This window comes from Streptomyces sp. NPDC005706 (assembly GCF_040631045.1).
Taxonomy (GTDB): Bacteria; Actinomycetota; Actinomycetes; order Streptomycetales; family Streptomycetaceae; genus Streptomyces.
Window position 1 is genome coordinate 16963 of sequence record NZ_JBEXYS010000049.1, and the last position, 16060, is coordinate 33022.

The window sequence follows — 16060 nt, forward strand, 5'->3', positions numbered from 1 at the left end:
TCATCCACCTTACTGTCATGGGCGCTTGGCCAATTTTTGTGAATGGACCCGCATCGGTTCCGTTGCGCCGCTAGGTTCTGCGCACATGGAGGAAGAGCTGCGGCAGATGGCTGCCGAGGTCTTGGCGGATGTCGAAGTTTGGCAGCTCCGTGCCAAGAACTGGGACGTGGTCGGACAGGGTCTGAAGGCCATGCAGGATGCGCTCGCAGCGGGAGATCTCGCTGCCTTCCAGCAGGCCCTGGGGGATGTCGAGCTGGTAGGCCCTGCGCGCATCTCTGGGCTGGAGGACTGCTCCATGTTGCCGCTGCCTGAGGAGCATCGCGAACGACTCGACGAGCTGGTACATGCCCTGGACAGCGACAACCGGGCCTCCCGCGCCGCATCGGGCGCCGACGCCGCAGGTGCGGATGCTCCAAGGTGAGGCGCTGGGGGTGCATCTCTTCGTCGTCACCACAGGGGACGACCGGCACGACGCTCTCGCCTTCGTCAGGAATCTGTGGAACACGTGCGGCGAGATGCTCGGGATGACCGTTCCGGTGGAGGGCACTGGTACGGGGCTGGAATTGGGGGACGGCTGGGACACGTGCCTGCCGGGCGCCGCCGGGAGCGCGGATGTCCGGGGCACGCGGGGGCTGCTCGCGGCCAGGAAACGACCGGGACCGGGGGTGTGGCAGGCCGCGCTCCGGCGGGAGCACGATGTCCTGTGCCTGTCGGTCATGCTGGCGCCCGACGCCGCCGACGGGCTGGGCTGGGCGGAACTGGACGCTCAGTGGTCCGGGGTCGTGCGGGCGTCTCGGAACACACAGCGGCACGAGGCAGGCGTACTCGGATCGGCCCGGCTGTATCTGGCGCGCTTGGCCGAGCCGGATCCCCTTCCTCCTCCGAACGGGTTCTCGGCTGTGCCCTCGGCGGCGCCGGAGGGTCCGCTGACGGCCTACGTACGTACCCATGCGCCGACCGCTGACGACGCATGGACGGGCTGGCCGTACGCGGGCGTCGTGGTTCCCCTAGGGTTCGCCGTTTGGGAGACCTCGGCGTCCCAGGATGCTCGCGATGAGCGCCGCCTGCTCGTCGTCGCCGCGCACGATCGCGACCCCGAGTTGACCGCCTGGGTCTGGACCACGCGTACACGCGCGCTGCCTCCCTTGGGGAAGTACCTTTTGCACGCGGCCAAGCTCCGCTACCAACTGCGAGTGTGGGCGTCGGCCGAGGGCATCGGCCGACTGCGCGCCGCTACGGACAGGGTCGTCGGCGACGTGCTGGAGAAGACGGACGCCTCGCACCGCGGAGCCAGCCGCCACTCGGAGTTGCTCGATGCGTCCCGGGCTCTGGTCGATCTCCAAGCTCGCGAACGCGGTCTTGTCGACCGTTCGACCCGAAGCCGGGAGATGTCCCGCACCGTGGAGATCGCCGCGGCCAATCTCGAAGCCCTCAGCGGCGATCCGGATCTCGACGGACTGTTCGCAGACGATCGGGCGCTGTCCGAGTGGTTCATCCAGCGCCTCGACGACGATGTCACGTATCTGGAGGCGGCGCTGCGCCGGTGCACCCAAGTCGGGGCTCTTGCCGACCAGTTGGTTCAACGCAGTCTGCAGCGACGGCAGGAGACGGTCAATCTGGGGCTGACGGGCGCCATCGGCGCCATCCTGATGAGCCTGGCAGCCGTGCAGTCCCTCCAGTACACCGTTCCGCTTCCCGGCTCGGTGAAACCCGCCGTCGTGGCCGCCCTGGGCGCCCTGGCTCTGGTGGCCTCCCTGGTGGTGCTGCGTGTCGTAGTGCCTGAGCGGCGGTGGTCGCTCGCCATGCTCAGACTGGGGGCAGGAGCGCTGGGAGGAACCGTCGCCTGGATCGCGGCGTCCGCGCTGGGAGGCGGCACGCTGGGGCCAGGGTGGACGTGGCTGTGTGCAGCGGCCGGGACAGCCGTCGCCCTGGCCGCGGCAGCAGCAGGCTCCGGGCGCGGCGACCGCGGCGGAGGTGCCTGACGCTGCTGTTCCCGCCGTGCTACGGCGGCTGCCTGGGCGGGGGTGGCGAGCAGGCGGGGAAAGGGTGGCCGGTAGCGGGGTCGACGGCCGCCGGCCCGATGGCGGTGACCCGGGCGGCCAGGCGGAGCTGGGCGTTCGGCCCCACGCCGCCGCATCCTCACCCAGCGGGCCGACGGTATCCGTCGCGACCTGCCCCCGCGCCCCGAGACCACGGCGGAACGCCTCGCGTGGCTGCGCTCGCTGACCCCCGAGCAGGCTCGCCGCGCTGCTCTCCTCGATCGCCTGGACGCCTTGCGCGGGCACGTCACCGGATGTCCCGCCCTCGGCTGTGCCGTCGACGACTCGATGCCCGATCCGGCCCTGCAGGAGGCAGAGGGGTTCAACCCGCGCCTCACCGTCCTCATTGCCGTCCACCGGGCCGCTTGTTCGGGTGGGTGAGCTCTCATCCGGCGCAAGCCGACGGCCTCGACCCCGGTCGGCCGGCGAGGGGTCAGTTGGTCAGCGCTTGGTCGAGGGTTTCGTGGCAGTCGATGACGGTGTCGACGCCGACGAGTCGCAGGGTGCGCAGCACCACGCCTGTCGGGCTTGCCAGGCGGAGCCAGCCGTCGGCCTCGGTGAGGGCGCGGTGTGCGGCGATGAGGATGTTGATGCCGGTGGAGTCCATGAAGGCCACCTGTCGCATATGTACGACGACATGGGGGCGGGGCGTGCCGGTGTGGTCCAGGGCCTGGCCGAGCGTGTCACCGGTGTGGTGGTCGATCTCTCCGGCCACTGTCAGGACGTGGATGCCGTCGGTGGTGGTGGCCACGATGGACAGTTGCTCCGGCTGCGCAGCCTGTTCGGTGTCCGTCACTTCTTCCTCGGCCATGTCGGTGATCCTGGCACAGCCCAGTCTTCATCCGGAATCCGCTGCCCCGCATGTATTGGGCGATGCCCGGGTGAGACGGAGGGGGAGCGTCATCGCCGCTGGTCGGCGGATGGCACCTGGGACCGGATCTTCCAGGCGGTCCTGGCGGATGCCGATGCCGAGGGCCGGATCGACTGGAGCATGGTCAGCTGGGACTCCACCTCCTGCCAGGCCCACCAGCACGCGGCCGGAGCACCGGGCACAACTCCCCGGATTCCGAGACGGAGAGCGATACCCCGGCAGCACCGTCCCGACGGGGGACTGCGGCGCTCTCGGGGTGGCCTTACTCGCAAGATCCACCCGGCTGAGGAGGGTGGCCCGCGTCCTCTGGCGCTGCACCGGGTAAGTGTGAGCGGGGCCGCCACGTTGTCCTGGTCAGGTGGGGAGGTAGCAGCGAACGGTGGTGCCGTCGGGGCCGGTGTGGACACGGACGAGGTCGGCGAGTTGGTGGACGAGTAGGAGGCCACGGCCACCAGGCTGCGTGGGATTCGGCGGGCGGCGGCCGGCCAGGGGATCGGTCAACTGTCCGCCGTCGTGGACCTCGCAGACGATCCGGTCGCTCTCGGCCCAGATCCGCAGTGTCCCCGAGCCAGCACCGTGGACGACGCTGTTGGTGGTCAGCTCCGCCACCGCGAGTTCCAGATCCCCCAGCTTCACGCCGGGCACGCCCAGGGACCGCGCCTGGGACACGGCGAAGTCGCGGGCGTCGGGCAGCGTCTGGGCGGCGAAAGGGCAGGCCGCGGCAACAGGTGGGGCGAGCAGGGGCTCGTTGTAGCGGGCGATGACCTGCTCGGGGCTGTAGGCGGCAGACTGCGTCACGCCATCCGCGTCGATGACGACCGGGTGGGTCGCCAAGGCGTCACTGAGGGCCTGCTTCTCCAGCCGGTCGGCGTCGTAGGGGCACAAGATGGTTACCCTGCGCCCGGCGAAAGCGGCGTTGATCAGCGCCTCGTGCTGGACGCACGCCGGGTACTCGACGGCGGAACGACTCTGCCAGATCGGCTCGCCGATGATGCGGACCCGGCGGGCCCCCGTGTGGGCGTCGGCGAACTTGCGCAGCACACTGGGGATGATGCGGCCGGGGTTGCGGCCGGCCTCGGTCATGTCGATGAAGCGGACCTCTGCTGCTCGCTCCCCGAGCCCCTCGCGGATCAGCTCCAGGCGATCAGGCGGGGCGGCGACGGCTGCGGGCTCACCGGCGTCCAACCCTTCTCGCAGGAAGGGAACCGTTCCCGCGAGGTACTGGTCGCTGCCGAGGTAGAAGAGCGCCGGGTGAACGAACGGCTCGTGCGGGGTGGCTGTGCTCATCACGCAGCCACCTCGATCGCGGCAAGCCCGGGCCAGAAAAGCTCAAGGATGCGTGGCACTTGCGCCGGAGGTCGGTGAAGCACGATCCGCTGTCCTTCGGGGAGACGCTCGGCAGTGACCGCCAGGTCCGTTACGCCGGCCACATCGACGAACCTCACCCGGGACAGATCCACATGCAGCACGTCCGTGCGACGCTCGACCAGTTGCTTGAGAGCCTGCTGCCAAACGGTCCGTGTGTTCACGCTGATCTCCCCGATCACCCCCAGCCCCGCATTGTCAGCCAACGGATCGATCTGCAGCACCGCGCCACGTCGCGGCGCTGCGGCTGACCCGCCCACGCCAGATGGGACACCCACGCTCTTCCCCCAGTTCCCCGGGTTCGGCCGCACCGCGGCCCCTGTCGATCAGCTGGCACGATACCCGGCCGGGCACCGAGGACGCCCAGCCTGGCCAAAAGATGGAGTGCAGCCCGCAGTCCTCTCGCGTCCGGCGCGAACTGTGATCGGCTCCTCTCATCCGTGCGAGCATCCGTGCGAGGGTTGCAGATCGCATCTTGACCTTCGACCTGAAAAGCAGGCCACAGGGCCCGGCAGAGGCGGCAGGGGTCCCGGTGAGGCGAGCTATGGCGGGTCAGGGGACCGGCTCCGTCGGAGTCTTCCCGTAGTGGCGATTCGTGTCGAGGAGGGGCGACCAGGAGCCGAGGCTGAGTTCCGCCCAGACCCTTTTGCCGGGGTGGAGTGGGGTGACGCCCCAGCGTAGGGCGAGTCGTTCGAGGAGCTGCATGCCGAAGCCGCCGGGCTCGGTGCTCGAAGTGGCGCGTATGCGGGGCTGACGGTCGCTGTGATCGCTGACCGCGACGCGCAGCAGCCGACCGGACCAGGTGAGTCGGACGAGAGGTGGGCCGACGCCGTGGCGGATAGCGTTGGTGATCAGTTCCGAGACGAGCAGTTCGGCGGTCTGGATCACCGGGTGCCGACGCAGCGGCCCGCCGAAGCCTTCCACACCGTCGCGGACCAAGTGCCGGGCGGCTGCGATGCTCGCCGTGACCGCGGGGAAACGCGACTCGCAGGATGCAATGGTCGGTTCGCCTCTCACGAGCTTCCTCCAGCGTGGAGGGGGATAGAATCCGATCCCATGCCGAAGCCTGACGAGCTGATCATTGACATCGCCGCCCTTGTGGAGTCCGGGCAGAGCAGTCAGATGTCCCTGACCGTGGTCGCCGGTGGTGCTGTCATCACCGGTCGGCTGGCTCCTGAAGCCATGTGGAGGCAGAGGGTGAGGGAGGTGCTGACGGACTCCGCCCGGCTGAGCGAGTTCTCCGCTGTCTTCGACACCCCCGCGAGGCAGGCCGGGCCGCCCACGCATCTGCACTTCCACGTCGCCCGGATCCTGCAGGGGCCGGTGGGGATCCCGGAGACGGGCGGGATGTACCGCGTCGCGATCGAGGACGTCAGTGCCTGGACCGTGGGCGACTTCAGCTACTCCGACCACTGACCCACCGGGACACGGCACACGAAGAGGCCCGACCGGCCTGGGCCGGTCGGGCCTCACTGCTCTGTTCGGCTCACACCTGTCCGTACGTCAGGACGTCAGGCCGATCGGTGGAGTGCCGAAAGGCGCGGCGGCTACGCGACACCGCGGCTCGGCGGCCACGCCACCCAGCGGGCGACGGATCGTGGGACCTGCCGCGAGGACGGCACGGCCATGACTTCCACCCACCCGCGCAAGCGACCGTAGCGACGTCCCCCGCGGTCCGCAGCAGGCCTGGCTTCCTCCCGCCGCCACCGGTTGCGGTCGGCGATCAGAGTGGCTGCGATGCCGATGACGGCACCGGTCAGCGTGGAGAGCAGGGGCGTCCAGTCCATGTGTCGCAGCTTGTCGAAGCCGGTGCGCTGGCGCCAGTGGCTTTCGCTACGCATGGCTGTGACCAGCACTTTCGAAGCGCACCCCTACCGCTCGCTGCGTGCCGAGCCAGGGATCGTCAGCTGCACGCGGTTGGTACGCAAGATGTTCGGTCGAGGTCCGAGAAGATGGCGGAGACGGGGCCCCCGGACGGGTGCCGTCAGTCGGGCGGGTTGCTGCTGGGCTGGGCCGAAGCCTCACCGATGACACCCTACGTCAGCGAGCCTCGCTCGCCCCGCGCAGCGGGCTCGGGGCGCCCGGGACGATGCTGCCTGCTTCACAGCGGCAGGGTTCCGCCGGCCGAGTCTCGGTGCTCACCAGCCGGTGGATTCAGGCGTGTTCCTGCTCGTCCGTCTTCTCGCTCGCCACGGACTGGCCACGGCGTCGGCCCATCAGGGTGCATCCCACGGTCACCAGAAAGGTTCACCGCCGCCCACCTCGCCGACCTGGCCAAGGCCGACGATGGCACCGGCAGGCGTGCGGTGCGGTCCCGAGGGATGCGGAAGCCACACGTCCAGCCAGACGAAGACGGGCGCATCATCACCGGGTTGCGCAGGTCACCGTGAATGGACGTGTCCTGACGAAGGGGCAGTCGGGGGGACTTCGCGGTGAGGCCGAGGGTGCGGGCACCGGTCTGCCGGGTGGGGTGTCTGGCGCAAGATCGGAAAAGTCACTACCATGCGCACGATCCGGCCACAGTCGGGTCGGTCAGGCGATCTTTCCTGAAAGAGCGGGAACGCACTCCTCCGCGAGAGCCCCGATCACATCGAGGAGGGACGGTGTCGCAGTTGCGTAGGCTCTCGAAGCGCCGCACTGGCCGGTTTTCATCGACCACTCACTACAGTGCGTGGCTGATCCGGTCGAGCACCGTTGATCCCTCAGAGGGAAGTTCACGCCGCGGCAGGGAGAGCCAGTGAAAGACTTCGGATCGGTGCGTACTGCCGTGCGCCGGGAAGATGAGTCCGGTTCCGGCGCCTTCCAGGCCAGCGCGAGCATCGTGCAGGCGGGCTTCTACTCCTGGGAGATCGCCACAGGCGAGGTGAGCTGCGATCCCCTCACCCTCACGCTGCACGGCATGCCCGAGAGCGGCCCGTCGGACATCTCGAGCTTCCTGGCCGCAGTGCACGAGGCGGATCTGGCCGACGTGCGCGACGGCTTGGGACTTATAGCGAAGTCCTGCGGCAACTACCAGATCGAGTACCGCGTCACCTCCGACGACGGCCGGCACCGGTCCCTGGAAGCCCGGGGCCGCGTCCTGCCCGGCGCCGACGGGCTGCCGGCCCGCATGGTCGGAGTGGTCATGGACACCACGGCCGTGCACGAACGCCACGAGGAGGAGAGGCGGCGGTTGTACGAGCGTGCGACCCGTGACCGCTGGATGCGGGAGCTGACCGCGGCCCTGGCCGCCGCGGTGACCGTCAAGGACATCATGGCCGCCGCACGGGCGGGATTGCGGGCCTTCGGGGCGGACGCGCTGGCGGTGATCGCCCTGGAGGGGAACCGGCCGACCGTCGTCGCCTCGTGCTCCGACGACGAGCGGGGTGAGAACTCCTCGCAGGTCCTCGACGCCACGGCCCGCACCCTCGTGCAGCAGTCGCTCGACCGCGGGGCGCCCGTTCTCATCGGCTCCGCGGACGCGCTGACCACCGCTCATCCACACCTGGCACCCCTCGCGCAGTCGGCCCCGCAGGCGTGGGCGGCACTGCCGGTCATGGACTCGCGCGGCGGCGTCAGTTCCTGCCTCGTCAGTTTTCCCGAGCCGCAGGAGTTCCTGCCCGAGGAGCGAGCCCTCCTGATCGCCGCCGTGGGGCTGCTCGCCCAGTCACTGGAGCGGGCGGGCATGTACGAGTCGGAACACGCACTCGCCACCGAGCTCCAGCGCGGCATGCTGCCGCGTGGGCCGCTCACGGTGCCGGGTGTGACCATCGCCGCCCGCTACCAGGCCGCCACCTCCGGCATGTGGATCGGTGGCGACTGGTACGACGCCATCAGTCTGCCTGACGGCGGCGTCGCTCTGGTCATAGGGGATGTGCAGGGACACAGCGTTCACGCGGCGTCCCTCATGGGGCGGCTGCGTACCGCCGTACATGCCTACGCGAACGAAGGACACCCGCCCGCGGCCGTCCTGGAACGCACCAACCGCCTGCTGGCCGAGCTGAACACCGACCCGGACAGGGCCCTGTTCGCCACATGCTGCTACATAGCGCTCAACCCCTTCGACGGAACGCTCCGGGTGTGCCGGGCGGGTCATCCGGCACCGGCGCTGGTCACACCCCGCAAGCCGCCGCGCCTCCTGGAGGTCCCGGGCGGGCTCCCCCTGGGAATCGACCGGGAGCAGCGGTACCCGACCACCCGCCTGCGCATCGCTCCGGGCAGCGTGCTCGCGCTTACCACAGACGGCCTGCTCGAGGCCGTGAACAAGGACATCGATCAGGGCACAGAGAGGTTCCTCGAAGGCTTGCGAGGCGCTCCCACGGCGGACCTGGAGACCGTTGTGGACGACCTTCTCGCCGGTACGCGGAAGGATCACAGCCTGGGGGACGACGTCGCTCTGCTCCTGGCCCGGCTGCATCGGCGCGGACACCGCGGCTGACCCGCTCCTGGCCCACCTGTTCCCAACCGGCCTGATTCGCAGGTTATTTGCGTCAGCGCGCAGCGGAATTCGCCCGTTCCGCGCGGTGCTGTCCCGCCAAGGGCGATATGGCACCGGAGAAACGAGACCTCTGTCGAACGCCATCACCAGGCAGGGTAATTTACGTCGGGTGGCCGGGGTTGCTTGGTCATGACGCCATGCGGGCCTCGGGCGTGCCGCATCGGCGATGTGGCTGGATGTCACGACCGGCAGAGAAGCACCGGAAAGCGAGCTGACGTATGGACAATTTCCGGATCCCGGACCTCCGCACACCCGTACCGGCGGCGCTCAATCCGCAACTCCGGGTGGCCACGGCGGCCACTGAGGTGTGGCTGGACGAGTTCGGTCTGGTGCCCACCGAGGAAGCGCGCCGGCATGTGCATCGCACTCGCGTGGACCGGCTCACCGCGTGGCTGTGCCCGAACGCCTCACAGGAGGCACTGACACTGATAACCCAGTGGAACGCGTGGCTGTTCCAGCTGGACGACCAGTTCGACGACGACCCGGTGCGGGGATACCAGCCCGAGCGGTGGCGGGAGGCGTTCGGCCCGTTGTTCGCCGTCTTCGACGGAACCGTCACGGGAGGGCGGCTGACGCGCTCCCTGGCCGATCTGTGGCGCCGTACGACGGCTGTCCGTTCTTCCGCATGGCAGCGCAGATTCATTCCCCACCTGCTGTGGTATTTCGACAGCTACCGGGCTGAGATGATCTATCGGGAAGAAGGACGCATACCCGGCCTGCACCAATACCTCGCCCACCGACGCGCCTCGTTCGCGTTCGACGCCGTCCTGGACCTGGTGGAAATGGCCACCGATGTGGACCTGCCGGACCGACTGCACGCGAACCCGGCCTTCGCGGACATGCGAGAGGCGGTGATCTACGCGAACGCCTGCGTCAACGATCTCTATTCGCTGCCCAAGGAACTCGCGCACGAGTATGCGTTCAACGCCGTCACGGTGATCAGTCACCATCACCGGTGCGGCCTTCAGGAGGCGGTGGAGCGAGTGGCCGTCATGCAGGCCGGATACGTCCAGCGCATCATCGACCTCGAACAGGTCCTGCCCGGGCGTCTGGCGTGTTCGGGCCTCACCGAGGACGTCGTCGACGACGCACTGCGCTGCGTCAGGGACTTCCACGCGCTCACCGCTGGGAACGTCGCATGGTCGAAGGAGACCGGGCGGTATGCGCAGGTGGAGGCCGAACCGACTTATCTGACGGACCTGTTCACGCTTTAGGAACCGAACGGTGGAAACCGGCATCACCGCACCGGGAACGCCGCGCCGAGGCGTCGGCCGAGTCAAGAATTTCCGCGCATGCCTCTTGACCACCCGTACCTACCGGTCAGTACGCTCACGCCACCCTCGATGACACCGGTGTCCTCCCCCCTCGTGCACGGCGAGCCGGCTCCCCGGCATGCCGTCGCACGCCCGCAGGCACGGCTCCCGCGATCCGGGAAACGCCCCCAGCGCTGTCCTTTCCCAGAACGCGCCGTCGAGCGCCGTCCCCGAACCCCACCCGGGAGTCCCCCATGAAGCGAACCCTCGCGATCGCGGCCGCAGCCGCGGCCGGCGTTCTTCTCGCCACGCAGTCCTCCCTCCCCGCCCAGGCATCGCCCGGCTCCACCTTCGACTCGACCAGTAACCCGGTCCTCTTCGTGCACGGCTACACCGGTGACGCCACCAACTGGAACACCATGGCGGGCCGCTTCAGAACCGACGGCTGGCCGTCCTCCTACCTCGACCAGTGGTCCTACGACTGGCGCCAGTCGAATGCCACGACCGCCCAGCAGTTGTCCACCGAGGTCGATCGGCTTCTCACGGCCACCGGTGCGGCCAAGGTCGACATCGTCAGCCATTCCATGGGAGGGCTCTCCTCGCGCTACTACCTGAAGAACCTTGGCGGCGCCTCCAAGGTCGACGCCTGGGTGTCACTGGGCGGACCGAACCACGGCACCGACAGCGCCAACAGCTGCTTCGACACCTCCTGCACCGAGATGCGCATCGGCTCCGGTTTCCTCGCGGCCCTCAACTCCGGCGACGAGACACCGGACTCACCCCGTTACGCCACCTGGTGGTCGCCCTGCGACACGGTCATCAACCCCGACAGCTCCGTCTCCCTGTCCGGGGCGACCAACACCAAGACCGCCTGCCTCAGCCACACGGGCCTGTTCAGCGACGCGACGGTCTACGCCCAGACCCGGGACATGATCAACCACTGACGCCTCCTCGACCAGCCGGCAGGGGCCGCGGCCCCATGAGCCGCTCGCCTCGGCCTCTGCCGGCCCGGGCGGCCACCTCCAGCGCCAACGCGATACCCAGAGCCGTGCTGCGGGGCACGGGGATGGTGACGCGCGCGCCGCTGGCCAGGGAGAGCCGGGTATCGTCGCCCGCCTCCGGCTCCACGCCGATCACGCGGATGCCGGGGTGCAGCGCCTTGGCCGCGGTCGCGCTGCCGGCGATGAGGCCGCCGCCGCCGACCGGCACCAGGAGGGCGTCGAGCTCTCCCGTGTCCTCCAGGAGTTCGAGGGCCGCGGTGCCCTGGCCGGCAATGACCTCGGCGCCGTATCCGGCGGAACGGCAGCGCTACGCCGCTGAGCGGTGCGTCGGCCTGTGCCGCGGTTGACGTGGTGGCGGATCAGCGAGCGGTCGGTGAACCCGGTGGCGGTGGCCCCGTGTTCGCCTCGCCGCGCTGCAACTGCCGCGTCTGCCGGATCAGCAGCGCGAGAACGCCCGTGAGCAGACCGGCGGGCACGCCGACCGCCGGTGCGCCGACCAGACGAGTCATTGCCGCGCCCGTCATCGCGCCGGCCGCGAACGACCCGATGATCACGGCGTACCGGCCCGCGCGCCGGGCGGCCGCCGGTTCTCCGGCCGCCAGCCACCGGTGCGTGGCGGCAATGCCCTTCTGTAGATTGCCGCTCTCCGCCAGCGTCGTGTAGGGGGCGTCGCGGAGTGTGGTGAAGGTCGAGAACTGCAACGCTGCCACGAACGACACCGTCACCGTCGTGACTTGTTCCGGCACGTCGTCGGGCAGTGCCGCGATCAGCGCCAGCAGGACGATCTGCAGTGTGACGACAAGTCGCAGCGGTCGGTGAACACGCCGCTCCACGCGGGACAGACCGAGCACTTCCACCAGCAGCACGCCGATGCCGAAGGCCACGACCGGGATGAGCAGCAACACCGCCCTGTGCCAGTGCCGGGCCGTGGCCTCGACGCAGAACAGCAGCACGTTGCCCGACTGCAGATTCGCAAACACGTGGTGCCGGACGAACGTGTAGGCGTCCAGGAACCCGCCGACTACCGCCAGAAGCGCCCCGACGATCAGCGTGTCAGGACGGCGATGGATCGTAGCCATGCAGCACAGCATGCACGACGCGACCTGCACGGCCTGCGGTCGACACCTGCACCGCGTACAAAGCCTTACCGCGCTGGACCGGTACATCGTCTTGGCCGGCGCCGGCAGGTCTGCGGCGGCCGGCAGCGTGGCGTGCGCTGCGGGGTAGCGCACGCGAAGGGCCCCAAACGCCAGTACGTCGACCAGAAGCGGTACCTGGCATCGGCGCTACGGCGCGTTCAACGCACGCCTTGCACGGCGCGCCCTGGCCGCCGTGCTCGCCAGATGCGCGAGCGCGCTGCTGTCGAACGCGCCCCCTGCTGCAGCCGTCCCGGCCGCGTTGATCGCAGCGCCGCCTGCCTGCGGGTGAGGTACAGCGGGCTTGAGCGTGCGGCCCCCTCCTAACACGACTCGGTTCATCGGGTGCGCAGCGACGCGCCGCGGCAACGCGAGTGAGTGGACGTCAGAATGTCACCTGGAAGGCCTAATGGTATGTCAATACGCCTTTTCGCTCACTGATGTGATGTCTCGTCAGTTTACCGATAGGGCCGGAAAGTACCCTGTTCGGAGCTCAATACCTAATCTTTCGATATGCCCGTCATGTCAGCTGTAGGTAGATTCGTTCACGAGTCGGCCCGACGGGCCGGCGCCTCTCTGTGTGACAGGAGATCGTGAGATGAAGCTTCGTTCGACCGTGGTCACCGCCGCTGTGTCGGCTGCCGCCGCTATGGCCGCGACCGGCATCACCTACGCCTCGGCCGCCTCCGCTTCGGCACCCCAGGAGGTCCCGGCCGCCGTTGCCGCGGCACCCGGCGGCGGCAACGGGCAGAACAGCAACAGCAAGGGCAACGAGGGCAACAACAGCAAGGGCAACGAGGGCAACAACGGTAAGGGCGACGACAGGGACGAGGATCACGAGGGCCGTATCCAGATCAACGAGCGGTCGTACTCCACCCACGTCGGTGACTGCATCACCGTGGTCAGTGGCCTGGGCGCGAAGACCCTGAACGTCCGCAACGAAAGCCGCAAGGCCGTCGAGGTCTTCCGCGGGGCCGTCTGTGACAACGGCGCTCCCATCGCCACCGTCGGCCCGCACAGCTCCAGCTACGGCGTGGACCCGGGCTGCGTCGACGGCATCGACATCGACGAGGGTGTGGTGGCCAGCTTCCGGGTGATCAAGCGGCACCACGACGAGTACTAGTCCGCGGCCACCCGCATTCTGTGGAGCCCCGGCCCGCCGGAATCGGGCCGGGGTACCAGTTTGACCCATGTGTGTGGCGGTCACGTCCCCCACAGCCTGCCGGTGCCGGATGTCAGGGCGCGGCATCCGGTGACCGTGGGGTCACCCCTCGCCTTCACCGGCCCGTCCACCTGCGGCTTTGTGCCCGCCGGTGTGTGTTCTCAGGCCGCCGCCACGGGTGTGTGCCCGGCGCTTTCCCGGCCCGCAAACGGGTGAGGAGTGACATGAGCATCCGCCTTGTGGAAGACGTGAGCGACAGCACCTACGTCCTGGACCGCCTCGCCGTCACGCTGACCCCGGCGCTGCCCTTGCTGGGACACCAGGCCTGCTGGGAGATGAACGGCCACCTCAAAGAGCCCGTCGACCTCACCCGGGTCACCTGCAAAGTGATCATGAAATTCGGGCCTGTGAAGATGCTCGAGAGGAACTGCACACTGCCCGACCTGCTCGAGAGCCTGGGCGCGAGGCTCTCGGGTGACCTCAGGCCGGCTGCCGGACCGTGGCGGCAGACATGGAACCTCCAGCTCCCCGAAGCGGTGCCGGTTGCCGAGCACCGGATCCTGCTGCGCGCTCGGACGGGCAGCGGACAGAACTTCCTCGCCCTGGACATGGCCCTGGACTTCAGCCACGGATTCCGCCCGACCCCTGCGAGCGGCAGAGCAGGCTCACGCGTGCTTCACGGCTCACACCGACGCTGAACCGAGATCACGCGGGTCGCGCATGTCAAACGCGGCCCTGCATACGGCGGGGGAGTGACGGCGACGCCGGCAAACGCTGGCCGCAGTGATCGATCCGGTCGTCCCGCAGGCGATCCCACGCGCATTCCGCATTCCGCAACCTCGCGTCAAGCCGCGGCCGCTCCCTCACACTCACAGCTGATGCTGGTGACACCCGCAGCTGACACCGCCAGCGGTGAACACGACGGGACGAGACGGGCCAGCGGTCAGCGGACCGTCATAGGCCTGGAATCCGTCCGCGCATTTCACCTGAACGGCCTACATTATGCCGTTTCGGGCATGCGGCGTTCCCCTGTTCGGCCCATCGTGGAAGCGGACCGACAACCGCCGCGTCCTTCCCCTCCGGGAGGCGTCATGGCCGTGTTAGCCCTGCTCATCCCGGTTCTGCTCATGCTCACGATGTTGGCGCTGGACGCCTTCGAGAACCTCCTGTTCCCCCCGTCCCCGCCTTCCTCGCCTCCCGACAAGACACTGGAGCAACCGGACAGCCCGTCCTGACGGAGCGTCTGCGTGCGGCGGATCCGAACCAGACTTGTCTCGGAAGGCGTCTTCCGTCCGTCGTGCAACCGCCGTTGCCGTCGTCCCTCACCGTTGAAGAGCACGAGGCCGCCGGAGTGTCGATTTCCGCGGTCAACGCATCGCGGTCATCGCCTGACACCGACACTGACACAGCGCATCGCTTCGTTTTCGAGCCCCTCCCAGCCTCGGCCAGGTGCGTGACGACGCCAAGACAGGACGACTCCGCCGTCGGGCGCCGCGAGGCGAGAGCGGCACGCCGTCGTTCACTGCGGCCAGAGTGGCGTGAGTCCGTCGGGTCCATGGCGGCCGCCCTGCTCGGCAGGAGCTGAATCGGCGGGCAGCGCCCGCGGCTGTCCGTCGCCGCTGTCGGCCGAGGCCGGCTGAGCCATGGCCGGGTCCAGCAACGTATCGGCGCCGGCCGCCATCTCCGTACCCGCCAACCGGAGCCGCAGCCCGTCGAAGCACGGTGAGTTAAGGCCCAAAGCCGCCCCGCCGACCTCGGGATGTCACCGGAGCCCTGGAGTTGCGCCATCACGTTGAAGCACATGGCGGTCCTTGGCGCCGCTGTCGCCGCCATCGCCGGGTGCGGATGGTTGTCACTCACTTTCGGGTGTCGGCTGGGTGGCGTGGTGGGACTGCGGAGCGGCATTCGCGGCGGTGGTACGGCCTGATGGGGTATCAAAGGGTGGATTCCGGGTGTTGATGGAGGATGCAGGTAAGAGTCACGGAATTACGGGTGATGTGTAACAACGCTCGTGTACTGCGCGTACTTGGCGTGTCGGAGGGGAGGGTGGGGTGTGCGGCCAGCCGGCCGTCACCGCCTTCGTGTGAACCCTGTCCGCGGCCTGTGGCCGCGGGAGGATCGCGCCCATGCCCTGCAGGGAGATCCTGTGTGTTTCCGCTTGCGTGCCCGGTACCGGCAAAACGCTGGGGAGCGTGTCCCTCGGTCACAGCGCTTGGCCGACCGACGCCCGCCACCGGGACGCGGCGTCGGTGACTGAGGAGGTGAAGGGCCCGCACTGCGGACGCCTCCCAAAGTGTTGGCGTCGCCTGACTCGTGCCCTTCTGACGACGGCTGGGTTCTTCGTCACCGATCCACTTCTCAGCCGTCGCCGGCCGGCGGACGCCTATCGCCTTGATGGCAGTACTCGCGAGAGCTGGGCGGAAGCGGACTGTCGTTGGTGCCGATCACCGGCACGGGGGCAATGGACGACGGTGGCACAAGAAGCCCAGGACTGGTAGCGAACCAAGTGCACAGCACACTCGGCCCCAGGGTGCGAGGCGTGCGAACGAAGCATAAGCAGAACGGAGCGAGCTCATGCAGACCACCACCTCAACCGACCGAGCGCTGGACGACGCCCCGGCGGAGGACTTCCTGCTGGCGCCGCCCAAGCCCGCAGACCGCATTGCCTGCCGAGTCGATCCTCGCGACCTGCGGCGCCTGAACCTGTACGCAGTGCTGACAACCGCTGGGATCGCTCCTTGGCCCGGCGACCGGGA

At 68.8% G+C, this 16060-nt stretch carries 16 protein-coding genes and 2 pseudogenes; 11 read left to right on the forward strand and 7 right to left on the reverse strand.

The genetic code is table 11. From position 1 onward, the window contains the following. Nucleotides 1-85: 85 nt before the first annotated feature. Both ABZ478_RS37665 and ABZ478_RS37670 read left to right on the forward strand, forming a co-directional pair. Nucleotides 86-421 carry a CATRA system-associated protein gene (locus ABZ478_RS37665; RefSeq protein ID WP_359557089.1) on the forward strand — a complete coding sequence of 112 codons (336 nt, stop codon included), beginning with the start codon at nt 86-88 and terminating at the stop codon, nt 419-421. Nucleotides 422-431: 10 nt separating this feature from the next. Then, nucleotides 432-1982 carry a CATRA conflict system CASPASE/TPR repeat-associated protein gene (locus ABZ478_RS37670; protein ID WP_359557091.1) on the forward strand — a complete coding sequence of 517 codons (1551 nt, stop codon included), beginning with the start codon at nt 432-434 and terminating at the stop codon, nt 1980-1982. Nucleotides 1983-2472: 490 nt separating this feature from the next. Here the strand turns inward: ABZ478_RS37670 and ABZ478_RS37675 are convergent, their stop codons facing one another. Further along, nucleotides 2473-2850, reverse strand: a complete 378-nt coding sequence (locus ABZ478_RS37675; protein ID WP_359557094.1) for an STAS domain-containing protein — start codon at nt 2848-2850, stop codon at nt 2473-2475. 72 nt (nt 2851-2922) lie between these two features. Here ABZ478_RS37675 and ABZ478_RS37680 point away from each other — a divergent pair. Beyond that, nucleotides 2923-3222 (forward strand): annotated as a pseudogene (locus tag ABZ478_RS37680) (IS5/IS1182 family transposase); the annotation flags it as partial. A 42-nt stretch (nt 3223-3264) separates the two neighbouring features. Here the strand turns inward: ABZ478_RS37680 and ABZ478_RS37685 are convergent. The 3 genes from ABZ478_RS37685 to ABZ478_RS37695 all read right to left on the reverse strand — a co-directional run bounded on the left by ABZ478_RS37685 (nt 3265) and on the right by ABZ478_RS37695 (nt 5292). After that, nucleotides 3265-4197 carry an anti-sigma factor RsbA family regulatory protein gene (locus ABZ478_RS37685; protein WP_359557096.1) on the reverse strand — a complete coding sequence of 311 codons (933 nt, stop codon included), beginning with the start codon at nt 4195-4197 and terminating at the stop codon, nt 3265-3267. Further along, nucleotides 4197-4499 (reverse strand): STAS domain-containing protein, encoded by a 303-nt coding sequence (locus ABZ478_RS37690; protein WP_359557098.1) that lies wholly within the window; start codon nt 4497-4499, stop codon nt 4197-4199. The genes ABZ478_RS37685 and ABZ478_RS37690 overlap by 1 nt, the downstream gene beginning before the upstream one ends. A gap of 328 nt (nt 4500-4827) precedes the next feature. After that, nucleotides 4828-5292, reverse strand: a complete 465-nt coding sequence (locus ABZ478_RS37695; RefSeq protein WP_359557101.1) for an ATP-binding protein — start codon at nt 5290-5292, stop codon at nt 4828-4830. A gap of 39 nt (nt 5293-5331) precedes the next feature. On the opposite strand from ABZ478_RS37695, the gene ABZ478_RS37700 reads away from it, so the two are divergent. Further along, complete coding sequence (locus ABZ478_RS37700; RefSeq protein WP_359557102.1) at nt 5332-5691, forward strand: hypothetical protein; 360 nt, start codon at nt 5332-5334, stop codon at nt 5689-5691. A 131-nt stretch (nt 5692-5822) separates the two neighbouring features. Here the strand turns inward: ABZ478_RS37700 and ABZ478_RS37705 are convergent, their stop codons facing one another. Continuing rightward, a complete protein-coding gene (locus tag ABZ478_RS37705; protein WP_359557105.1) occupies nt 5823-6116 on the reverse strand; it encodes a hypothetical protein in 294 nt (97 codons plus the stop codon). Between the two features lie 896 nt (nt 6117-7012). On the opposite strand from ABZ478_RS37705, the gene ABZ478_RS37710 reads away from it, so the two are divergent. The 3 genes from ABZ478_RS37710 to ABZ478_RS37720 all read left to right on the forward strand — a co-directional run bounded on the left by ABZ478_RS37710 (nt 7013) and on the right by ABZ478_RS37720 (nt 10949). After that, the gene (locus tag ABZ478_RS37710) at nt 7013-8692 is read left to right on the forward strand and encodes a SpoIIE family protein phosphatase (protein WP_359557107.1); all 1680 of its coding nucleotides are present in this window, start codon (nt 7013-7015) and stop codon (nt 8690-8692) included. Between the two features lie 344 nt (nt 8693-9036). Continuing rightward, nucleotides 9037-9966, forward strand: coding sequence for a hypothetical protein (locus ABZ478_RS37715; RefSeq protein ID WP_359557110.1), 930 nt, complete (start codon nt 9037-9039; stop codon nt 9964-9966). Nucleotides 9967-10259: 293 nt separating this feature from the next. After that, nucleotides 10260-10949: a triacylglycerol lipase gene (locus ABZ478_RS37720; protein ID WP_359557112.1), complete on the forward strand. Its 690-nt coding sequence runs from the start codon at nt 10260-10262 to the stop codon at nt 10947-10949. A gap of 85 nt (nt 10950-11034) precedes the next feature. On the opposite strand, the pseudogene ABZ478_RS37725 reads toward ABZ478_RS37720, so the two are convergent. Continuing rightward, nucleotides 11035-11283 (reverse strand): annotated as a pseudogene (locus tag ABZ478_RS37725) (pyridoxal-phosphate dependent enzyme); the annotation flags it as partial. A gap of 82 nt (nt 11284-11365) precedes the next feature. Next, complete coding sequence (locus tag ABZ478_RS37730; protein ID WP_359557114.1) at nt 11366-12085, reverse strand: YoaK family protein; 720 nt, start codon at nt 12083-12085, stop codon at nt 11366-11368. A gap of 655 nt (nt 12086-12740) precedes the next feature. Here ABZ478_RS37730 and ABZ478_RS37735 point away from each other — a divergent pair. The 4 genes from ABZ478_RS37735 to ABZ478_RS37750 all read left to right on the forward strand — a co-directional run. Then, complete coding sequence (locus ABZ478_RS37735; protein ID WP_359557116.1) at nt 12741-13265, forward strand: hypothetical protein; 525 nt, start codon at nt 12741-12743, stop codon at nt 13263-13265. Nucleotides 13266-13528: 263 nt separating this feature from the next. After that, the gene (locus tag ABZ478_RS37740) at nt 13529-14002 is read left to right on the forward strand and encodes a hypothetical protein (RefSeq protein ID WP_359557117.1); all 474 of its coding nucleotides are present in this window, start codon (nt 13529-13531) and stop codon (nt 14000-14002) included. Between the two features lie 393 nt (nt 14003-14395). Next, complete coding sequence (locus ABZ478_RS37745; RefSeq protein ID WP_359557118.1) at nt 14396-14539, forward strand: hypothetical protein; 144 nt, start codon at nt 14396-14398, stop codon at nt 14537-14539. Between the two features lie 1339 nt (nt 14540-15878). Beyond that, nucleotides 15879-16060, forward strand: a 182-nt coding sequence (locus tag ABZ478_RS37750) for a hypothetical protein (protein WP_359557121.1), incomplete at its 3' end; no start/stop codon positions are given.